We start from the raw sequence: 18,948 nt of genomic DNA, 5'->3' as shown, positions 1-18,948 counted from the left end.
CAAGTCTGTTTCGGATGCTGCTATCCGAGCGCTGCACGTCTACACCACCTATAAGGGCAAGTGGTACGGAGCTGCCGTTCAATTCATTGAGCGCTGGTTCCCGTCCACCAAGCTTTGCTGGGATTGCGGGTCACTGAACGACAATTTGACGCTCAGTGACCGAGAGTGGACGTGCCCATCGTGCGGAAGGCAGCATGTTCGCGACGTGACCGCTGCATGGAATATCCTGCAAGAGGCGGTTCGTCTTTTACCGGGGAACCCGGAATTAAGCCCCTAACCGGGGTAGAAGCCTCGCCCTTCTAGGGCGGGGTTCAGTTCACGAATCACTCCAGCATTGCTATTCAAGGGGACGTAGCAACCACAGTGCTGTGTAGGTGGTGTCATTCTCGGCAGGCTGAATCAGGAAAAAGTGTAAGCCTTGAGTGCGGGCGAGGCGATCGCGAAAGAGATCACCCGCAGCAGCAATCTCTGGATTGCTAAAGGTTAAAAAGACCCAGCGATCGCGCAGGCCACTGTGGAGGATCACGCCACAGGGTTCACCCCGAATGAATTCCAGCCGATAGGGCGACTGCTCTTGAAACCAGCGGGCAAGTTTCAACGACTTACGGCCAGCATAAAGAATAATCCCCGGAATGGCACAATCACTCGCAAGGCCGAGGTTTTCAGGGAGCATATCCATCTCAAAGGACAAAATTCGCAGCGGGTACTGCATGAGTTGACTCAGTTGGTCGGGGCTAATGGCGGCAAATTGCCAGTAGTCTCCCCAAATATCATCGGGTAGAGGCAAAGGCGGTGGCTGATCGATCGCCAGTGGATCGTAGGCGGCGCCAGTGTAAGTTTGAAGGTTAGGATATGCCGCTGCCCGTTGTAAGAGAAATTGCTTGAGTGCCAACGTCCGTCGTGTTACCTCTAGGGGGAGTTTTAAGCGTTGACAGGCAACTTCAATTAAACCTAGACTTTGCGGACGAAACACCTGAACGCGATCGGGCAAGGGCTGACCACAATTACGAAAGGCTTGAGTGAGCCATACTGAAGTTGCCAAAGGCTCTGGGCAAAATTCCGTGTAGTAAAACTGCTGCTGTGGGTCACAAATTACAAGCTCCCACAAAGGAATTCCTGTAGGAGTTTGCAGGGGGCGGCGATAAAAATCAACTTGCCAGTAGAACATTTTTCTGGGGATAAGCAGCAATATTTTATTAATAAATATGGAGTTCTTAGGATATGCAAAAGCATAAAAAATGAGGTGTCAGTTTTGATACCTGCACCTCAAATATTTCAACTATAGGGTTAACTACACTGAAGTAAAAATGACCCTACAGTTGCGGCACAAATCGTTCCTTATCGGGCACGACAGTATATTCAGCAACAATTTGCCGGAACTCTTCTCCGTCAATGGTTTCTTTTTCTATCAATAGGTCCACTAAGCGATCAATGACTACACGATGTTCACGGATCAGCTTAATGGCTAACTCATAGCTGTGCTGCACCAGTTCGCGGACTTGGGCATCAATGCGGGCGGCAATTTCTTCGGAGTACTCTGAGCGAGAGACTAGATCGCGCCCTAAAAAGACTTCGCCGTTTTGGGTTTCTAACGACAGCGGCCCAAGGTCAGACATGCCAAAGCGGGTGACCATCTGCCGTGCCATAGCAGTCACCTGTTGCAGATCATTGCTAGCCCCTGTGGTGACTTCTGCATCGCCAAAGACGACGTATTCAGCGGCACGTCCCCCTAGGGCACCGGCCATCCGTGCCATGAGTTGCGATCGCGAGATCAGGCCTGAATCTTCTGAGGGCATGAACCACGTCAGGCCACGAGCCTGGCCGCGAGGTACAAGGGTGACCTTTTGAACAGGGTCGTGATCCTTGAGCAGCGTACCGACAATGGCATGCCCTACTTCGTGGTAGGCAATCAAGCGCTTACTTTTGCCGTCAATGAGGGGGGTGCCTTCCATACCGGCTACAACCCGATCCACGGCATCATCAATTTCCAGCATGGTGATGGCGGGTTTGCGACGACGGGCTGTGAGGATTGCTGCTTCGTTGAGCAGGTTGGCTAAGTCAGCACCCGTGAAGCCAGGGGTGCGGCGAGCAATAGCCTCTAGGGAGACTTCAGGGGCGAGTTTTTTGTTACGGGCATGAACATTCAAAATCGACAGCCGGCCTTTAATGTCGGGGGCATCTACAATCACTTGGCGATCGAAGCGCCCGGGGCGCAGTAATGCGGCATCGAGGACATCGGGACGGTTGGTTGCCGCAATGATAATGATGCCGGTGTTGCCCTCAAAGCCATCCATTTCCGTCAGCAACTGGTTGAGGGTTTGCTCGCGCTCATCATTGCCACCGCCAATGCCAGCACCGCGCTGGCGACCCACCGCATCAATTTCATCAATAAAAATCAGGCAAGGGGCATTCTCCTTAGCTTTCTTAAAGAGATCCCGTACCCGCGAGGCACCGACCCCCACAAACATTTCCACAAACTCTGAGCCAGAAATGGAGAAGAAGGGCACACCGGCTTCCCCCGCAATAGCTTTGGCTAACATGGTTTTACCCGTTCCGGGGGGGCCCACCAACAGGACGCCTTTGGGAATGCGGGCACCCACTGCGGTGAATTTTTCTGGCTTCTTCAAAAAGGTAACGACTTCTTGGAGTTCTTCTTTAGCTTCATCGACGCCAGCAACATCGTCAAACATTACGCCTGTTTTGGCTTCCATCTGAAAACGCGCCCGGGACTTGCCAAAGTTCATTGCTTGGCCGGGGCCACCGGGGACGTTGCTCGAGCGCCGAAAGAGGAAAAAGAGACCGCCGATGAGCAAAATTGGAAAGAGAAGATTACCCAGCAGACCCCAAATAGCGCCATCGTTGCGAGTCGGGTGCACGTCTAGTTCAACGTGCTGCTCGCGCAACTTACTAATAATCTCGGGGGAGGTGCCGGGCATATCGACCCGTACGCGCAAGGGTCGTCCATTGACTAGCTCTGGGTCAGACACATCAACAATGGCGGTACGGCCGTTATCAAAAATATCGACTCTACTAATGCGCCCAGCATCCAGATAACTGAGAAACCGACTATAACTCATGCGGGTGCTGGCGGTGTTGAGTGGGGGCTGGCTTTGGCTGAGCATAAAGTTGCTGGCACCCTGCCAAATCAAGACTCCTACAAGAAGTAGGGGGACTGACCAAAGAAGCAGTGTTTTCCAAGAGACTTTCATGGGCGGTATTTATTATTCAGATTCTTAACTAAATTTAACATAAGGATCAGAAGAGTGGGAAACCGCTAATTCATCATCCCCTCGAGGAGGCGATCGCGCCGTTGCTTGAGGGTTGAGCGCAGCAATGGATAAGCCTGTAATTCTGGATCCTTAGCGAGCAGGTCGGCAGCGGCCTGCCGAGCGTCTTCCAAACAGTCTTGGTCGTCAACTAAGCTCGCGAGGGCAAAATCCGGTAACCCCGATTGACGGGTTCCCAGCACTTCACCAGGACCGCGCAACCGCAAATCCATTTCAGCAATAAAAAAACCATCTTGGGACTGGGCTAAGACGTTTAAGCGTTGCTTGGCGGCATCGCTACGGGAGCTATTGAGCAAGATACAGAAGGACGGATAGCGACCGCGCCCGACCCGACCCCGCAGTTGATGAAGTTGGGACAGGCCAAAGCGTTCGGCGTGTTCAATGAGCATCACTGTGGCATTGGGGACATCCACCCCGACTTCCACGACGGTGGTGGCCACCAGAATATCTAGTTCTCTTTTGGCAAACGCCTGAATCGCTGTATCTTTTTCGCTAGGGTTCATGCGGCCATGGAGGAGGCCAACGCGAAAGTTGGGGAAAATATCGCTCTGGAGACGGTCGTGTTCAGCAATGGCAGATTTGAGATCTAGCTTTTCTGACTCTTCCACTAGGGGCAGAATAATATAGGCTTGGCGGCCTTGCGCTACTTCACGGCGGATAAGATCGTAGGCATGGGGGCGATCGCCCCGTCCTAACACGGTTGTTTGAATGGGTTGGCGACCGGGGGGGAGTTCATCAATTTGGCTCACCTCCAGATCGCCATGGAGCGTCAAGGCCAAGGTACGCGGTATCGGTGTAGCCGTCATGGTCAATACATGGGGAAGCTCCCCCTTCGCTTGCAACTTGGCGCGCTGAGCGACCCCAAAGCGATGCTGTTCGTCAATGATCACTAAACCCAAGCGAGCGAAGGTTACCCCGTCCTGAATGAGGGCATGGGTTCCCACTAGGAGCGGTAGCTCCCCCGTGGCTAACTGATCTAGGATCTGTCGCCGTTTGGCGGTACGGACTGACCCCGTCAGCACTTCTACAGGCAGATGCAGGGGCGTCAACCACTCCAGAAGTTTACGGTAGTGTTGCTCAGCGAGCACTTCGGTGGGGGCCATGAGCGCTGCCTGATAGCCAGACTGAATGGCTGCCAAGAGTGTAATTACCGCCACCACCGTTTTCCCGGAGCCCACATCCCCTTGAACCAGGCGGTTCATGGGAATCGGTTGCTGTAAATCTGCCAAAATCTCGGCCACAACCCGCTGCTGCGCTCTGGTGAGTTCAAAGGGCAGCTGGCCATAAAACTGCTCAATGAGTTTCCCTTGAGGGCTAACGGGTGGGCTGTGCTGCTGCTGGTGTTGGCGACGACGTTGCAGCAGGCTCAACTGCAAATAAAAGAATTCATCAAAAATGAGCCGTCGCCGTGCCTGTGCGAGGCAGTCGTGATCCGTGGGGAAGTGAATCTGCCGCAGGGCGGTTTCAAGGCCGATTAAGCCATGGGCACGGGCGATCGCCGCGGGCAGGGGATCGGGGTACCCGCTCAGCAAGGGCAGCACGCGATCCACAGCACGGCGCAGGATGCCGGGGGAGATCCCCTCGGTTAGGGGATACACCGGCACAATGCGCCCCACCGACAGAGACTCAATCTCAGCGCCAGCGTGCTCCAGCACCTCTAGCTCCGGGTTATCGAGGGTTAGGCCATACTTGCTTGTTTTGACTAATCCTGAGGCGGCCACAGTGGTTTGCGGGGCATACAGCCGTTTTTGTTGCTCCTGCCACGCCCGCTGGGCATAACGCGCCCCAGCATAAAAGCGACTGAGACGAATTTGGCCACTGCGATCCTGGAGCACCAATTCGAGGATGGTTAACTTGGCATTCCGGGGACTGGTAAAGCAGTTGCAACGGCGTACGGTGCCCACAAGGGTCACGGTTTGCCCTGGCTCTAGCTCACGAATCGCCACTTGACGGGCATAATCAATGTAATCGCGCGGAAAGTAGTAGATGAGATCATTCAGCGTGTAAAGACCGAGTTTGGCTAAGCGATCGGCAGTGCGATCGCCAATGCCGGAGATTTTTGCAAGGGATTGTTGCCAAGGATCGGGGCGCGGTGCAGCCGTTAACTGTTTGTGGACCTCGTAGAGGAGTTGGCGGGTTTTCACCACAAGGTGCTGTCGCTCAGGGGTGGAGAGGTTAGGGTAGTCTGCGTAGGCGGCAGCGGTCTGTTGCCAGCGATCGCGCACCTGAGTTGGCAGGTGTTGCAGCGGGGCTTGACTGAGTTCTTGGTGTAAATATTCGCTAAAGCGGGAGGTCTTACCCTGCAAATTACAAAAGCCCCGCTCGGTTTCAATGGCAAGGGCGCGTTGTAAGCGTGGCCAATCCAGTGACACCGAGGGTCTCCTTGCGCTAGTCCGCGGCATCCTGAAAATGGTTGGCTTCGTTGGCTTTCCACGTCTGCCACCAGACACGGCTGGCTTTCAGGGTCAGGTACTGGCGCTGTTTTTTATGCAGTTGCTGTTGCAGGCTGGCCAACCGGGATTCCAGTTCGCGAATCTGACTGCGCTGATGAGCAAGGGAGGGGTGCTGAAACTCTAACTCCTCCAACTGGAGATAGATGGCTGCTATTGGATGAGGGGCCGGGTTTGCACTCTTGTCTTCAGTGTTCGCGTTCTCCTGCGTTTGTTGCTCCTCCAGCATCATCGTGAGCAGATGGGGAATGCGACCCAAAGGACGATTTTCGGCCTTACTGGCAATATCTAGGATGACGGCAATGGGGGCAGGGGGCAAAATTGCGGCACGTTGCAATAGGTGATTCATCTTGAGAGAGCCGCGGTACAGGGTTTTGCTGAGTTTCTTCTGTAGGGAGTCGTCCGGGGCGATAGAATCCTCAGCCTCATCCTCGGAGTCATCGGGCACTGCCGCTGCAGATTCCTCGCCTGCGTCCTCTTGGGCTGACGCTTCCTGCTGGTGCGGCTGAAGGCGCAGAATCGCTGCTTCTAGGCTCAGGGCAAGCTGATAAATACGCTGTTGCAACTGTTGGCGATCGCCCTCCTCAAGAGTTAGAAACTGCTCAGGAAACACTTGGGTGCACACTTGGTAGCTAACGGTAATAAGCTGCTGACGGGCGATCGGAGCTAGTACCTCAAGGTATGCATCGTAGAGGTGGCGCATCTCTTGGAGGGTACCCATCAGCAGCCCCTGCAGAGCCAGTACTTCCTGTTCAACGGTTTCTAAACTTCCAGACATAGACCTCCACTGTTCGCTAGCATGCGAGGGGACATCCCCATAGCCATCTCCCAGACGAAAACTATTAAAGACGATTAATATTAATATCTTGGCAAGATACTCCCCTGATAGGCCAACCAGAGGAGTATCGTAGCAGCATTGACAACGTAGTCAGCTAGCGAGCCTTGGCTAAATGCAGCACAGCCCCCAAGCCCGCACCCATATCTTCGGGTGTGACTTTACCGTCATGATTGGCATCAAGGGCATCAAACACCGCATCGGTGCCTAACCACTCTTCGCGGGTAATAATTCCATCCCCATCCAGATCGTAAACATGAAACAGCTCCTCTGCTGCATGGGTCAGGGTCGATTCCCCTTCGAGTCGTGCCAGTCGTTGCGACAGTAAGTCTTCTAAGGTTTCTAATGCCTTCGTAAAGCCCTTAATTCCCTCATCCAGCTTTTCACTAGCCATCGCATCAGCGGCATGCATTTGGGCAAACGTCACCTCATCCATCGTCAGTTTCTCAATGGTGAGACTAGCGGCAGTCGCTGGGTCGAGCTTACGGGGTAACTCGCCGTTGGTGCTCTGCAATTCCTGTAGCAGAGCCGGAGAAATGGTCAGTAAATCGCAGCCTGCTAGCTCAGTAATTTCGCCAATGTTACGGAAACTAGCGCCCATGACTTCAGTGGCATAACCAAACTTCTTGTAGTAGTTATAGATTCGGGTGACAGAAATCACCCCCGGATCCTCGCTGGGCGGATAGTCCTTGCCGGTTTTTTTCTTATACCAATCCAGAATGCGACCCACAAAGGGGGAAATTAAGGTAACACCCGCTTCAGCGCAGGCCACCGCCTGATGTAGCCCAAACAGCAGGGTGAGGTTACAGTGAATCCCTTCTTTTTCTAGCGTTTCTGCGGCGCGAATCCCCTCCCACGTTGAGGCAATTTTAATCAGAACGCGATCGCGCCCTACTCCTGCGGCTTCGTACTGGGCAATGAGATCCCGGGCTTTGGCTACGGTTGCCGCTGTATCGTAGGACAGTCGGGCATCCACCTCTGTCGAGACCCGACCGGGAATAATGTTTAAAATTTTTAGCCCAAAGGCCACGGCTAAGCGGTCAACGGCAAGGGAGACGACCTCCTTTGCGGTGGCTCCAGATCCTAGGTAATCCTTGGCCTTGAGTAGGGTCTCATCAACAATCGGCTGATATTCGGCCATCTGAGCGGCGGCGGTAATCAACGAGGGATTAGTGGTCGCATCGCGGGGGGTAAATTTTTCAATGGCCAAAATGTCTCCGGTATCTGCAACCACGACCGTCATTTTTCGTAACTGTTCTAGCAGGTTCATGAGACAGGCATCCCAAACGTGTCTCTTTTATCTTAGTGCGCCACCTCAAGACCCCGTTGCTCTCCTCCGGCTCGGCATTCCCATCCGTCGCAGCCGATATAATGCCGATATAATAAAGTGATCCACATTTTTTGCTTCTCTCTTAACCTTTATGAGTCGCGGCACCCTCTTTGATAAAGTTTGGCAGCAGCACACGGTGGGCACCTTACCCTCGGGGCAGACCCAGTTGTTTATCGGCCTGCACCTCATCCACGAGGTCACCAGCCCCCAAGCCTTTGCCATGCTGCGAGAGCGAGGGCTAAAGGTGTTGTACCCCCAGCGGACGGTGGCAACGGTGGATCACATTGTGCCGACGGACAGCCTTGCACGGCCGTTGCAGGATGCCCTAGCAGAGGAGATGCTCCAAGCCCTTGAGGCCAACTGCCGCGAGCACGGCATTCCCTTTTTTGGCATTGGCTCCGGGCGGCAGGGGATTGTGCATGTGATTGCCCCAGAGCAGGGGTTGACCCAGCCGGGGATGACCATTGCCTGCGGGGATAGCCACACCTCAACCCACGGTGCCTTTGGGGCGATCGCCTTCGGTATTGGCACCAGTCAAGTTCGCGATGTGTTAGCCACCCAAACCTTGGCACTGAATAAGCTCAAGGTGCGCAAGGTGGAGGTCAACGGCACCCTCGCGCCTGGGGTGTATGCCAAAGATGTCATTTTGCACCTGATCCGTCACCTAGGCGTCAATGGTGGGGTAGGCTATGCCTACGAGTTTGCTGGCACCACCATTGCCCAAATGTCGATGGAAGAGCGGATGACCGTCTGTAATATGGCCATTGAGGGGGGGGCGCGCTGCGGCTATATCAACCCCGATGAAACTACGTTTGCCTATCTCAAGGGTCGTCCCTTTGCCCCCCAAGGGGAGGCGTGGGAGACAGCGGTAGCGTGGTGGCGATCGCTGCGCACTGAGGTGGATGCCGAGTACGATGATGTGGTGGTCTTTGATGCAGCCACCATTGCCCCAACCGTCACCTGGGGGATTACTCCAGGGCAGGGGGTTGCTGTGGACGAAACCTTACCCAGCCTAGAGATGCTGCCGGAGTCAGAGCGAGGCATTGCCCAAGAAGCCTATGATTATATGGGTTTACAGCCCGGTCAGCCTATCCGTGGCACCAAAGTCGATGTCTGTTTTATTGGCAGTTGTACCAATGGTCGGATCAGCGATCTGCGGGAAGCCGCCAAAGTCCTAGAAGGACGCAAAGTCAAGCCCGGGGTCAAGGCCTTTGTGGTGCCCGGTTCTGAGCGCGTCAAAGCCCAAGCGGAAGCTGAGGGGCTAGATACCATCTTTGAAGCAGCAGGGTTTGAATGGCGTAATCCCGGCTGCTCGATGTGTTTGGCCATGAACCCCGATAAACTCCAAGGTCGGCAAGTGAGTGCCTCTTCCTCAAACCGTAACTTCAAGGGTCGGCAAGGCTCAGCCGCGGGGCGAACGCTCTTGATGAGCCCCGCGATGGTGGCAGCAGCGGCAATTACTGGGGAAGTCACCGATGTGCGCCAATTTCTCTAGGGGCAATGGCACAATACAGTATAGGCGTTGTCTGCGTGCCCCATGAACCAACAAAATTTGCTTCAGCAATTGCTTCTCATCGGTGTTGGCACCACCTCCTTGGTGGCAGAAAAGTTACGCCAAGTCAGTGATCAGTGGGTAAAGGAAGGACGGCTCAATGCCGATCAAGCCAAGGCAATGGTGGATGAAGTCCTCGCTCACCTCAAGGAGGATGCGGCCACCCTAGATGAAGCAGTTCAGCGGCAAACTCGCCAGTTCCTCGAAAGTTTGGGAGTACCCCAACAGTCTGAACTGGATGAACTGCGCGGACGCATTGATCGCCTCGAACGAGATGTTAGGGAGTTAAAAAATCGCTCATGGTAGTTGTCCATCGTCCCCTGCGCCAACTGCTCTGTGGTATTGTCCTAGTAGTGGTATGGATGGTGATCGCGTTGCCAGCAATCGCCAGTGTGCCGCTGGAGGCATCAACGGAGGCTGCTGGACTAATGAGTGATTCTACGGTTGTCACGACCCCCTCGGGGTTACAGTACGAGGATTTAGTGGTGGGGTCGGGGGTACAACCCCAGCCGGGGAATCGGGTCACGGTTCACTATACCGGAATGCTCACCAATGGGCGTGTGTTTGATAGCTCTCACGATCGCGGTCAGCCCTTTCAGTTTCAGATTGGTGTGGGGCAAGTGATTAAGGGGTGGGATGAAGGCGTTGGCTCCATGCAGGTGGGAGGTCGTCGCCGTCTCATTATTCCGCCAGACCTCGGCTATGGTGCGCGCGGTGCCGGAGGTGTGATTCCCCCCAATGCCACTTTGATTTTTGATGTAGAACTCCTTGGCGTGCAATAGCGCGCAGATTCCATGCCCAAGGCGAAGGTACTGTACATCTGCCGCGAGTGCGGTGCCGAGTCGCTGCAATATTTTGGTCGCTGTCCCAGTTGTGGTCAGTGGAATACGCTGGATGAGCAGGTGACCTCACCCCCGACGACCGAGTCGGGTACGCGGCGATCGCCCCGTCGCAGTCATCTTGCCCAGCCCCTTGCGGCCAAACCACTAGCTGCGATTGAGGAGCAAGCACACCCCCGCTCCCTCTCTGGGTTTAGCGAACTGGATCGTGTCTTGGGGGGTGGCATTGTTGTGGGTTCCTTAGTGCTGGTGGCGGGCGAACCCGGAATTGGCAAATCGACCCTCTTGCTGCAAATGGCGGCTCAGTTAGCCACTCGGCAGCGGGTACTCTACGTTTGTGCCGAGGAGTCAGGGCAACAGGTAAAGTTGCGATCGCAACGCTTAGCCGTCCCTGTACCGGAGTCCCTCTACTTGTTAGCAGAGACCGACCTAGAAATTATTCTCCAAGAGCTGACCCACCTGCAACCGCAGTTAGTCATTATTGACAGTATTCAAGCAGTGTATTTACCGCAACTGACCGCTGCCCCCGGCTCTGTCTCCCAAGTGCGCGAGGGCACCGCCGCCTTAATGCGCCTCGCTAAGCGAGATCACATCAGCTTATTTATTGTTGGCCATGTCACCAAGGAAGGGGCGATCGCCGGGCCAAAGGTGTTAGAGCATTTAGTGGATACGGTACTCTACTTTGAGGGCGATCGCTTTGCCAGCCACCGCCTCGTGCGCGCCGTCAAAAATCGCTTTGGTGCTAGTCAGGAAATTGGCGTTTTTGAAATGGGTGCCCAAGGCTTAGTGGAAGTCACCAATCCCTCGGCGTTGTTTTTGGGCGATCGCGACCCCGCACCGGGCACCGCAACCATCGTGGCCTGCGAAGGCACCCGCCCCCTCGTCGTCGAACTGCAAAGCTTGGTCAGCCCCACTAGCTACCCCTCCCCCCGCCGCACCACCACTGGCATTGAATACAATCGCTTCCTGCAAATTTTAGCCGTCCTAGAAAAGCGCCTTGGGGTTCCCCTCTCTAAGCTTGATGCCTACGTGGCCACCTCAGGGGGCTTAACCGTAGCGGAACCCGCAGCGGATCTGGGTGTTGCCGTTGCAGTGGTAGCCAGCTTTCGCGATCGCTGGGTGCAGCCCCACACTGTCATCATTGGCGAAGTGGGGTTAGGCGGGCAAGTCCGGGCGGTGTCTCAACTTGAGCTACGGTTGCGGGAAGCCGCTAAGCTAGGGTTTCGCCGTGCCATTATTCCCCACAGCCAACAGTGTGCGATCTCCAGTCTTGAGATATGTCCCGTGAGCCGCGTGGCCGATGCCATTGTTGCTGCTTTGGGGGCTCCTGCGCCCTAAAGCCCTAAAATAGTCTGAACTCACTGTGGGGCAAGGCTTGAGCCTGCAACTCACGACCATTACCAACAATAAGCGTGCGCCAAGTATCTGGCGCGAGGTGTTGTTGCGCCACCCGTTGCACATCCCTTGCGGTAGCTGTTTTTACCGCTTGCTGGTAGCGAAAAATAAAATCCTTAGGGAACCCATAGTACTCGTAGCGCATTAAGCGATTAAGAATTTGCACACTATCGCGAAAATTAAACACAAAAGAGTTCAGGATCGACTCTTTGGCGTAGGCTAGCTCTGCTGCGGCAATCGGTTCGTGCTGCAGGCGTTCAATTTCCTGTCGTAGTGCCGCTAAAAACGTTGCTGTCGCAGCAGTCTGCGTTTGACCCACACCATAGAAAACCCCTTCATAGTCAAATTCTGGGTTCCATGCTGCATAAACGCTGTAGGCCAAGCCTTGGCGCGATCGCAGTTCGTTAAACAGCCGTCCGCCAAAGCCATTGAGAACCCCATTCAAAACGTAGAGGTGAAAGACATCAGGATCCCTAAGGGTGCCCCCCAACTGACCGGTGTAAATATAACTTTGAGATAAATGAGGGCGATCAATAACAACCGTTGCGGGGGTGCGATCGACGCTAATCGTTGGCAACGGCGGCAGCGGCGGTAACTGGGGTGGGTCTTGCCACTTGCCAAAAATACGCTCTACGGTTTGTTTCATCTGGGCAGCATCAAAATCACCGGCAATCCCAAGAATGCAGCGACTGGGGGCAAGGTACGTTTGATAGAACTGCTGCACATCTTGGGGCTGAATAGCGGCTAAGGTATTGAGCTCCTGAGTGCGGGCATAGGGACTCTCAGCGCCATAGATCAGCTTGTAAAATTCCCGCTCCGCTTGGGCATTGGGTTGATCATTGCGCCGCTCAATCGCACCTTGGCGACGACGAATGGCTAACTGGAAACGCGCCGGCTCCACCGCTGGCGCTTGCAGCATTTCCGCCACCAGTGCCAAAAGGCTCTCATGGTGCTCGCGCAAACCATTGAAACTGAGGCGACCCATACTTTTGCCCACCCCTGCTTCAATCGAGGCGGCGCGATCCTCTAGCCACTGATCAATCTCTGCGGCTCGATGTTGGGTAGTGCCACCCGTCCGTAATAGGTCGCCGCTGATCTCTGCTAACCCCACTTGTGTCGGTGGATCCCAGCGACTTCCAGCCTGAAACAGTAAACTCCCCCGCACGAGTGGCCATTCATGATCCTCAAGGAGATACACCACCATGCCATTGCCCAGTCGAAACCGTTCAGTGGCGGGTAGCTGAACCGCTGGCAAGGGCGGTAATGTTAATTCAGTGTAATGTTTAGCCGTCATGGCGCTAGCTGAGTGTGTCCATAGGAGCATTAGACCCAGCACAAGTACAACAAGACAGGCTAACCCCCACCCCTGTCGCTGCCAACGGCGGCACTGGTAGCAGGTGCGGGACATGAATGGAGTCATAGGGAGCAAGCATCACGATGTGAAAGATCATCCACCGATTCTAGAGGGTGGCGCGTTGGCCACAGTGGCACTGGGGAGCGGCAATATTTTCTTGAACATCATAAAATGTCGCCACTTAAAATAGCAGTATAGTGAAGCTAGCCTGCGCACCTACTGGCATAATTTTGCGAGTTCAGTTCCCGATTGTTACTATTCGAGGCTACTTGCGTGACATCTGAGACGCAAAAGTTTCGGCACCTGCTTGTCATTGAGGATCAATCGGGTCGCCGGACGGTGAATTTACAAGCCAGCACCTATACCATTGGCCGACATCCCAGTAACAAAATTGTCCTGAAGTCGGCTATGGTGTCGCGCCAGCACGCCGTCTTACTGCGAGTGTGTGATCCGAGTACAGGCCAGTATTTTTTCCGTTTAATTGATGGGGATTTACAGGGTAAACGGAGTGTCAATGGCATCACCGTCAATGGGATGCCTTGTCAGTCTCACATTCTACAGCATCGGGATTTAATTATTTTTGGCGGGGAGGTGCGGGCACGTTACCATTGCCTTAGCAATCTCTCGGATTCGGGCTTTAATCGCTACACCCATGCCCTTGCGTTTGCCAGTATTCCCGATGGTTATGTTCCCAATGCGGCTGAGGCGGCGCTGGTGGAAAGCCAAATGTCTCAGTTGAGCGATGTCCAGCTTTTGCGGCTCTCGTCGTTTCCAGAGTTAAGCCCCTATCCAATTATTGAGCTCTCCCCCCATGGTCATATTACCTATGTGAACCCGGCAGCCATTAGTGCATTTCCGGATTTAGAGGATACGGGCTTTGGCCATCCATTGTTGGCGTGGTTCCAAGAGAACTCACTCGGTGATCAACGCTTTTTTCTGCACGAGGTCGTCGTGGGCGATCGCACCTATGAAGTAACAGTACACAGCCTGCGGGAAAGTGATCTCATTCGCTGTTATATCACCGACATTACCGAACGTAAACGCTCAGAAATGGCACTGCGCATTAGTGAGGAGCGCTACGCCCTAGCCGCCGAGGGTGCCAATGACGGCCTTTGGGACTGGCACATTGTTGAAGGGTCAATGTATTACTCGCGCCGCTGGGAGCAATTAGTGGGCGAACCCCCGGGCACCCTCAAACCTACGATTGAAGAGTGGTGGCAGCGGGTGCATCCCGACGATCGGCAGCGGGTGCAGACGGACATGCAGGAGCATTTACTGGGGGCGCGCCCCCATTTTGAGTGTGAGTTCCGCATCAAGCATGCAGATGGCAGTTATCGCTGGATGCGATCGCGGGGTAAAGCCCTGCGTAATGAACAGGGGCAGCCCTACCGGATTGCTGGTTCAATGACCGATGTGACTGAATATCATCTCATCCAAGAGCAAATTCTCCACGATGCCCTGCACGATGCAATGACGGGGTTACCCAATCGGGTGTTGATGATGGATCGGTTGGGGCAAGCTCTGATCCAACGCATCCGTCGTCCCTATAAGCTCTTTGCGGTGCTCTTCTTGGATGTGGATCGCTTTAAGCTGATCAACGACAGTTTGGGGCATTTGGCCGGAGACCAGCTTTTGATTGCAATTGCGCAACGCTTGCTAGCCTGTGCTCGCGCTGAAGATACAGTGGCCCGCTTGGGAGGAGATGAATTTGCCATTCTGGTTACAGATTTAACGGCACCGGAGCAGGCCATTGAAATTGCTGAGCGGATTTTATTAGCTCTCGATCGCCCCTTTTTACTCGATGGTCATGAAGTGTTTACAAGCGCCAGTATTGGCATTGCCTTTCCGAGTGCCGAAAGTTCAACGGCTGAAGACCTGCTGCGGGATGCCGATACGGCAATGTACCGTGCGAAGTCCTTAGGTAAGGCTCGCTACGAAGTATTCAGCATGGCGATGCGGGCGCAGAATATTGCCCTGATGCAAACTGAGACAGAGCTGCGCCGGGCTGCGGAACGCAATGAATTTTTGGTGTATTACCAGCCAATTGTGGATTTGACGTGCCGGTGCATCGTTGGTTTTGAAACCCTCCTGCGTTGGCAGCATCCACAGCGGGGCATTGTCAGCCCGGGTGAGTTTATGACCGTTGCAGAGGAAACCGGGTTGATTTTACCCATCAGTTGGTGGGTGATGGCCGAGGCCTGTCAGCAAATGCAGCGATGGGCAGTGCAGTTTCCCCAGAGTAGGGAGTTAACGATTAGTGTGAACTTAACGGGGCGGCATTTTCAGCAGACGAACCTACTCCCCCAGTTAGAAGCGATTCTCAGTGAAACGGGATTTCCGGCTCAGCGGTTGCGGCTTGAGGTAACGGAGGGGGTCTTAATTGACAATAAGGAGATGGCGATCGCCGCGCTTAAAGAAATCCGTGCCATGGGGATTGGCCTGTACATGGATGATTTTGGTACGGGTTATTCGTCGTTGAGTTATCTGCACCGCTTCCCAATTGATACCCTGAAAATTGACCGTGCCTTTATCTCCCCCCTCGACCAAGAGGAGCAATCCCTTCGCATCGTACATACCATTATTGCCTTAGCGCAGTCGCTCCAGTTAACGGTGGTGGCAGAGGGGATTGAAACCCAAGGCCAGTATCGCGCCCTGCAAACGATGGGCTGTACCTACGGTCAAGGGTATTTCTTTGCGCGCCCGTTACCCGCTGCCAAGGTAGAGGAGTTACTGGCGCAGCAGTCGCTACAGGTACTTGCCAGTTAAGTTACACCAGCTTTGACATGCTCCCCATGCCTAAAGTCAGGGGATGCTTCTAGCCTCACAGCTTAGAATGACTGGTTCACCGACAACACTTCAAGCACAGCAGTTTCCTACGTTACCCCAGAGGTCTGTTCCCGTATGCCCTACGGTACAGCAAAAAACTACGATACTCGGTTTTTATGGTACTTGCTATCGGTTAGATAACTCGGTTTTTTGAGTGGTTGCATACCTTGCCACTAATACCAGTACGGCACAAAAGAAAATAATTTGGGCCTTATATCCCCATCGCTAAAGCTATGGGCTTTACGGCGTTCTTCGGTAATTTTGTCCAAAAAACCATTGACCTTATACCTAAGTCTAAGGTGTAGGATTGATGCATGGAATGGCAGCGGAGTATCCGAGCCGATGTTGCAGGTAGGTGAAGTTTCTCGTCAGTTAGGGCTCAATCCTCAGACCCTTTACTTTTACGAACGGATTGGCCTGATGCCCAGTCCGAAACGAACAGCGGCAGGCTACCGGCTCTATGAGCAGTCAGATCTGGAACGGCTAGCTTTCATTTCCCATGCCAAAGCCTTGGGACTGAGCCTAGAGGAGATCAGGGAACTGTTGCTGTTACAAGATGGGCGGCAGCTTTCTTGCCAGGAAGTGTATGACCGCCTGCTCAAGAAAGTGCAACACATCGACGAGACCATCAGCCAATTACAAACCCTGAAAGCGCAACTCAAGCCCCTTCTAGATCAATGCCAGCAGAGTTTGACACACCCCTCAACAGGGCAACAGTGTGTCGTGTTTCAACAACACCCGTTAGTGAGTCCGGCAGAGTCGTGACCCAACCCACCACTTCAGGATCAGGAGCAATTAAATCATGACACTCAAGGTTGAAATTTTAGGAACCGGTTGCAAAAAATGTCAGCAGTTAGAGGCGAATGCGAAGGAAGCGATCGCCCATCGCCAGCTAGACGCTGAGATTACGCACATCACCGACACGATGGAAATTGTCAAACGGGGGGTGATGAAAACGCCAGCTCTGGTCGTCGATGGCAACGTGCTGAGCCAGGGCAAAGTGCTAGAAGCCAAGGATATTGAGGCGCTTTTGCCTGCGTAACGATTGCAAGTCCACAACGGAGCGACATTTTATCTTCATTGACTCCATGGCTCCCCGATGGTTCGGATAGGAGGGTCGTTTATGCATTTTTGGAAATCGGAATGGAAACCCCTATTGTGGATTGTGGTGGGTTTCCTCCTGTGTTTTTACCTCCCTGTGGAACTGATTCAAAATTCAGAACGGCTGAGAAATGCTGTTTTTGAATCGTTGTACCTGGTGCGTTGGTATGCGCAAGAACATGTTCTACTGTGTCTGATTCCCGCCTTCTTTATTGCCGGCGCGATCGCCGTGTTCATTTCCCAGGATGCGGTGATGAAATACCTGGGGGCTAATGCGAATAAAGTGCTGGCCTACAGTGTGGCCTCGGTGTCCGGCACCATTCTGGCTGTCTGTTCCTGTACGGTTTTACCGCTATTTGCCGGAATTTATCGCATGGGGGCTGGTTTAGGCCCTGCCACAGCCTTTCTCTATTCGGGACCGGCCATTAACGTTTTAGCGGTTATCATGACGGCTCGCATTCTGGGTCTCCAGTTGGGCATTGCAAGGGCAGTGGGGGCGATCGCCTTCAGCGTCATTATTGGGTTGCTGATGGCGTTCATTTTTCGCAAAGAAGAACTGGAGAAAATCGACGCTCAAGCAGGATTTCCCGAACCGGAAGTGGCCCGTCCACTGTGGCAAAATGCCCTGTTTTTTGCCGTGATGGTGGGGATTCTGGTCTTTGCCAACTGGGCAAAACCCACGGACATGGTAGGCACGTGGGCCGCGATTTATGCCGCGAAGTGGTGGATTACGGGCGGATTGGCGATCGCCCTAGCAGCCATTCTCATCACCTGGTTTGGCCTCAATACGGGCAAAGTGGTTTTAATTGCTACCGTGACGGCTGTTTTGGCCTTCCGAGTTCCGGAACAGCCAATGGTGGCCTTTGGGGCGGGCGTCATCGGGCTATCCTGGCTGACCAGCACCAATAAGGATGAAGCGGGGGAATGGTTTGCTGCCTCCTGGGACTTTGCCAAACAAATTCTGCCGCTGTTGTTGCTGGGGGTGATCGTGGCGGGTGCGTTGCTCGGTCGTCCGGGACATGAAGGCTTAATCCCGTCAGAGTGGGTAACACGGGCAGTCGGCGGCAATTCCTTGCTATCAAACTTTGTGGCGGCGTTTGCGGGCGCGTTTATGTACTTTGCTACGCTGACCGAGGTTCCGATTCTGCAAGGCTTAATTGGCAGTGGCATGGGTCAAGGCCCTGCCTTAGCCCTGTTGCTAGCAGGCCCTGCGCTGTCATTACCCAATATGCTGGTGATTCGCAGCATTATGGGGACGAAGAAAACGGTGGTGTTTGTGTCGTTGGTGGTGGTCATGGCAACCATTTCGGGAATGGTGTATGGGGCATTTTTCTAAACCCAAAGGGTTTTGGCAAGCGCTGCTTGATGCCATTGCTAGTTTTGATGCTGGGAGCAATCGGTTTAGGGGCTTGGATGGGTTATAGAAACCGGAGGGTTCGGGAACCGGATAAAACCTCGCTCGTTCCCGACGGGGATACAGAACGGTTCCCGCGCCTACGGCAGTAGGCAGAATCAGTCTTGACATTCTTCTCCAGACAAAGTGATGTCCTGACTGATACGTGCAATGACGAGTCGATTTTAGCTGCATGCCATCTTAACCCAATGATGTTTTTAGCCGTCCAAAAAGATGTTTTTCAACCTGACAAGCAGCTTGCTCAGTTGCTTACTGAGTTAGCGCGTCTTGCCAACAATCTCTACAACCAAGACGTGTATGAGTCTCGGCAATACTTCTTTGAGCAAGGACGGAAACCGTTCAAGGTTCTGAAGTATGTCAACCTCTACGCAAAACTGAAGGAGAGTGAAAACGGGAAGCTGTTACATTCTCAGGCTGCTCAGCAAGTGTTGAAATCTGTGAATGAGGCGTTCAAAAGCTTCAAATCACTCTCAAAACTGTTCAAACTGGGGCAGTTCCACCATGAACCAAAATTGCCGCGATACCGCACCAAATGCGGGTTGTATCAGGTCGTATTCACGGGGCA

15 protein-coding genes and 1 pseudogene are annotated in these 18,948 nt (G+C 53.8%); 10 read left to right on the top strand and 6 right to left on the bottom strand.

Going from position 1 to position 18,948, the window contains the following annotated elements; translation table 11 throughout:
• The coding region (locus L5220_RS12125; RefSeq protein WP_499573864.1) for a zinc ribbon domain-containing protein at window positions 1-277 on the top strand (277 nt) is incomplete at its 5' end.
• Window positions 278-337: 60 nt separating this feature from the next.
• On the opposite strand, the gene L5220_RS12120 is transcribed toward L5220_RS12125, so the two are convergent.
• The 5 genes from L5220_RS12120 to L5220_RS12100 all read right to left on the bottom strand — a co-directional run bounded on the left by L5220_RS12120 (window position 338) and on the right by L5220_RS12100 (window position 7,842).
• Window positions 338-1,168 carry a Tab2 family RNA-binding protein gene (locus tag L5220_RS12120; protein WP_499573862.1) on the bottom strand — a complete coding sequence of 277 codons (831 nt, stop codon included), beginning with the start codon at window positions 1,166-1,168 and terminating at the stop codon, window positions 338-340.
• 145 nt (window positions 1,169-1,313) lie between these two features.
• Window positions 1,314-3,209 carry an ATP-dependent zinc metalloprotease FtsH2 gene (ftsH2, locus tag L5220_RS12115; RefSeq protein ID WP_448527920.1) on the bottom strand — a complete coding sequence of 632 codons (1,896 nt, stop codon included), beginning with the start codon at window positions 3,207-3,209 and terminating at the stop codon, window positions 1,314-1,316.
• Window positions 3,210-3,274: 65 nt separating this feature from the next.
• Window positions 3,275-5,689 carry an ATP-dependent DNA helicase RecG gene (gene recG, locus L5220_RS12110; RefSeq protein WP_499573860.1) on the bottom strand — a complete coding sequence of 805 codons (2,415 nt, stop codon included), beginning with the start codon at window positions 5,687-5,689 and terminating at the stop codon, window positions 3,275-3,277.
• Complete coding sequence (locus L5220_RS12105) at window positions 5,676-6,515, bottom strand: hypothetical protein (protein ID WP_499573858.1); 840 nt, start codon at window positions 6,513-6,515, stop codon at window positions 5,676-5,678. Before L5220_RS12105 ends, recG begins: the two co-directional genes overlap by 14 nt.
• Window positions 6,516-6,669: 154 nt before the next feature.
• A complete protein-coding gene (locus tag L5220_RS12100) occupies window positions 6,670-7,842 on the bottom strand; it encodes a transaldolase (RefSeq protein WP_448514840.1) in 1,173 nt (390 codons plus the stop codon).
• Between the two features lie 151 nt (window positions 7,843-7,993).
• On the opposite strand from L5220_RS12100, the gene leuC reads away from it, so the two are divergent.
• Genes leuC through radA form a run of 4 tightly spaced genes read left to right on the top strand, consistent with a single transcriptional unit; the run spans window position 7,994 to window position 11,631 of the window.
• Window positions 7,994-9,397 carry a 3-isopropylmalate dehydratase large subunit gene (gene leuC / locus L5220_RS12095; protein ID WP_499573853.1) on the top strand — a complete coding sequence of 468 codons (1,404 nt, stop codon included), beginning with the start codon at window positions 7,994-7,996 and terminating at the stop codon, window positions 9,395-9,397.
• A 42-nt stretch (window positions 9,398-9,439) separates the two neighbouring features.
• Complete coding sequence (locus L5220_RS12090; RefSeq protein ID WP_448514838.1) at window positions 9,440-9,760, top strand: phasin family protein; 321 nt, start codon at window positions 9,440-9,442, stop codon at window positions 9,758-9,760.
• The gene (locus L5220_RS12085) at window positions 9,754-10,236 is read left to right on the top strand and encodes an FKBP-type peptidyl-prolyl cis-trans isomerase (RefSeq protein WP_499573851.1); all 483 of its coding nucleotides are present in this window, start codon (window positions 9,754-9,756) and stop codon (window positions 10,234-10,236) included. Before L5220_RS12090 ends, L5220_RS12085 begins: the two co-directional genes overlap by 7 nt.
• 12 nt (window positions 10,237-10,248) lie before the next feature.
• A complete protein-coding gene (gene radA, locus L5220_RS12080) occupies window positions 10,249-11,631 on the top strand; it encodes a DNA repair protein RadA (RefSeq protein WP_499573849.1) in 1,383 nt (460 codons plus the stop codon).
• 4 nt (window positions 11,632-11,635) lie between these two features.
• On the opposite strand, the gene L5220_RS12075 is transcribed toward radA, so the two are convergent.
• The gene (locus L5220_RS12075; protein ID WP_499573847.1) at window positions 11,636-13,108 is read right to left on the bottom strand and encodes a M16 family metallopeptidase; all 1,473 of its coding nucleotides are present in this window, start codon (window positions 13,106-13,108) and stop codon (window positions 11,636-11,638) included.
• A gap of 207 nt (window positions 13,109-13,315) precedes the next feature.
• On the opposite strand from L5220_RS12075, the gene L5220_RS12070 reads away from it, so the two are divergent.
• From L5220_RS12070 to L5220_RS12050, 5 genes and pseudogenes are all read left to right on the top strand, one after another.
• Window positions 13,316-15,808 carry an EAL domain-containing protein gene (locus tag L5220_RS12070; RefSeq protein ID WP_499573845.1) on the top strand — a complete coding sequence of 831 codons (2,493 nt, stop codon included), beginning with the start codon at window positions 13,316-13,318 and terminating at the stop codon, window positions 15,806-15,808.
• A 402-nt stretch (window positions 15,809-16,210) separates the two neighbouring features.
• Complete coding sequence (locus L5220_RS12065; protein WP_099799132.1) at window positions 16,211-16,633, top strand: heavy metal-responsive transcriptional regulator; 423 nt, start codon at window positions 16,211-16,213, stop codon at window positions 16,631-16,633.
• Window positions 16,634-16,670: 37 nt separating this feature from the next.
• The gene (locus L5220_RS12060) at window positions 16,671-16,910 is read left to right on the top strand and encodes a thioredoxin family protein (protein ID WP_499573843.1); all 240 of its coding nucleotides are present in this window, start codon (window positions 16,671-16,673) and stop codon (window positions 16,908-16,910) included.
• 81 nt (window positions 16,911-16,991) lie between these two features.
• Window positions 16,992-18,305 (top strand): permease, encoded by a 1,314-nt coding sequence (locus tag L5220_RS12055; protein ID WP_499573841.1) that lies wholly within the window; start codon window positions 16,992-16,994, stop codon window positions 18,303-18,305.
• A 266-nt stretch (window positions 18,306-18,571) separates the two neighbouring features.
• Window positions 18,572-18,948, top strand: a pseudogene (locus tag L5220_RS12050) (hypothetical protein); the annotation flags it as partial.

This window comes from Synechococcus sp. PCC 6716 (genome assembly GCF_022570815.1).
GTDB lineage: Bacteria > Cyanobacteriota > Cyanobacteriia > Thermosynechococcales > Thermosynechococcaceae > Thermosynechococcus > Thermosynechococcus lividus.
The sequence above is the reverse complement of the archived record's forward strand: the minus strand, read 5'-3'. Positions and strand labels throughout refer to the sequence as shown.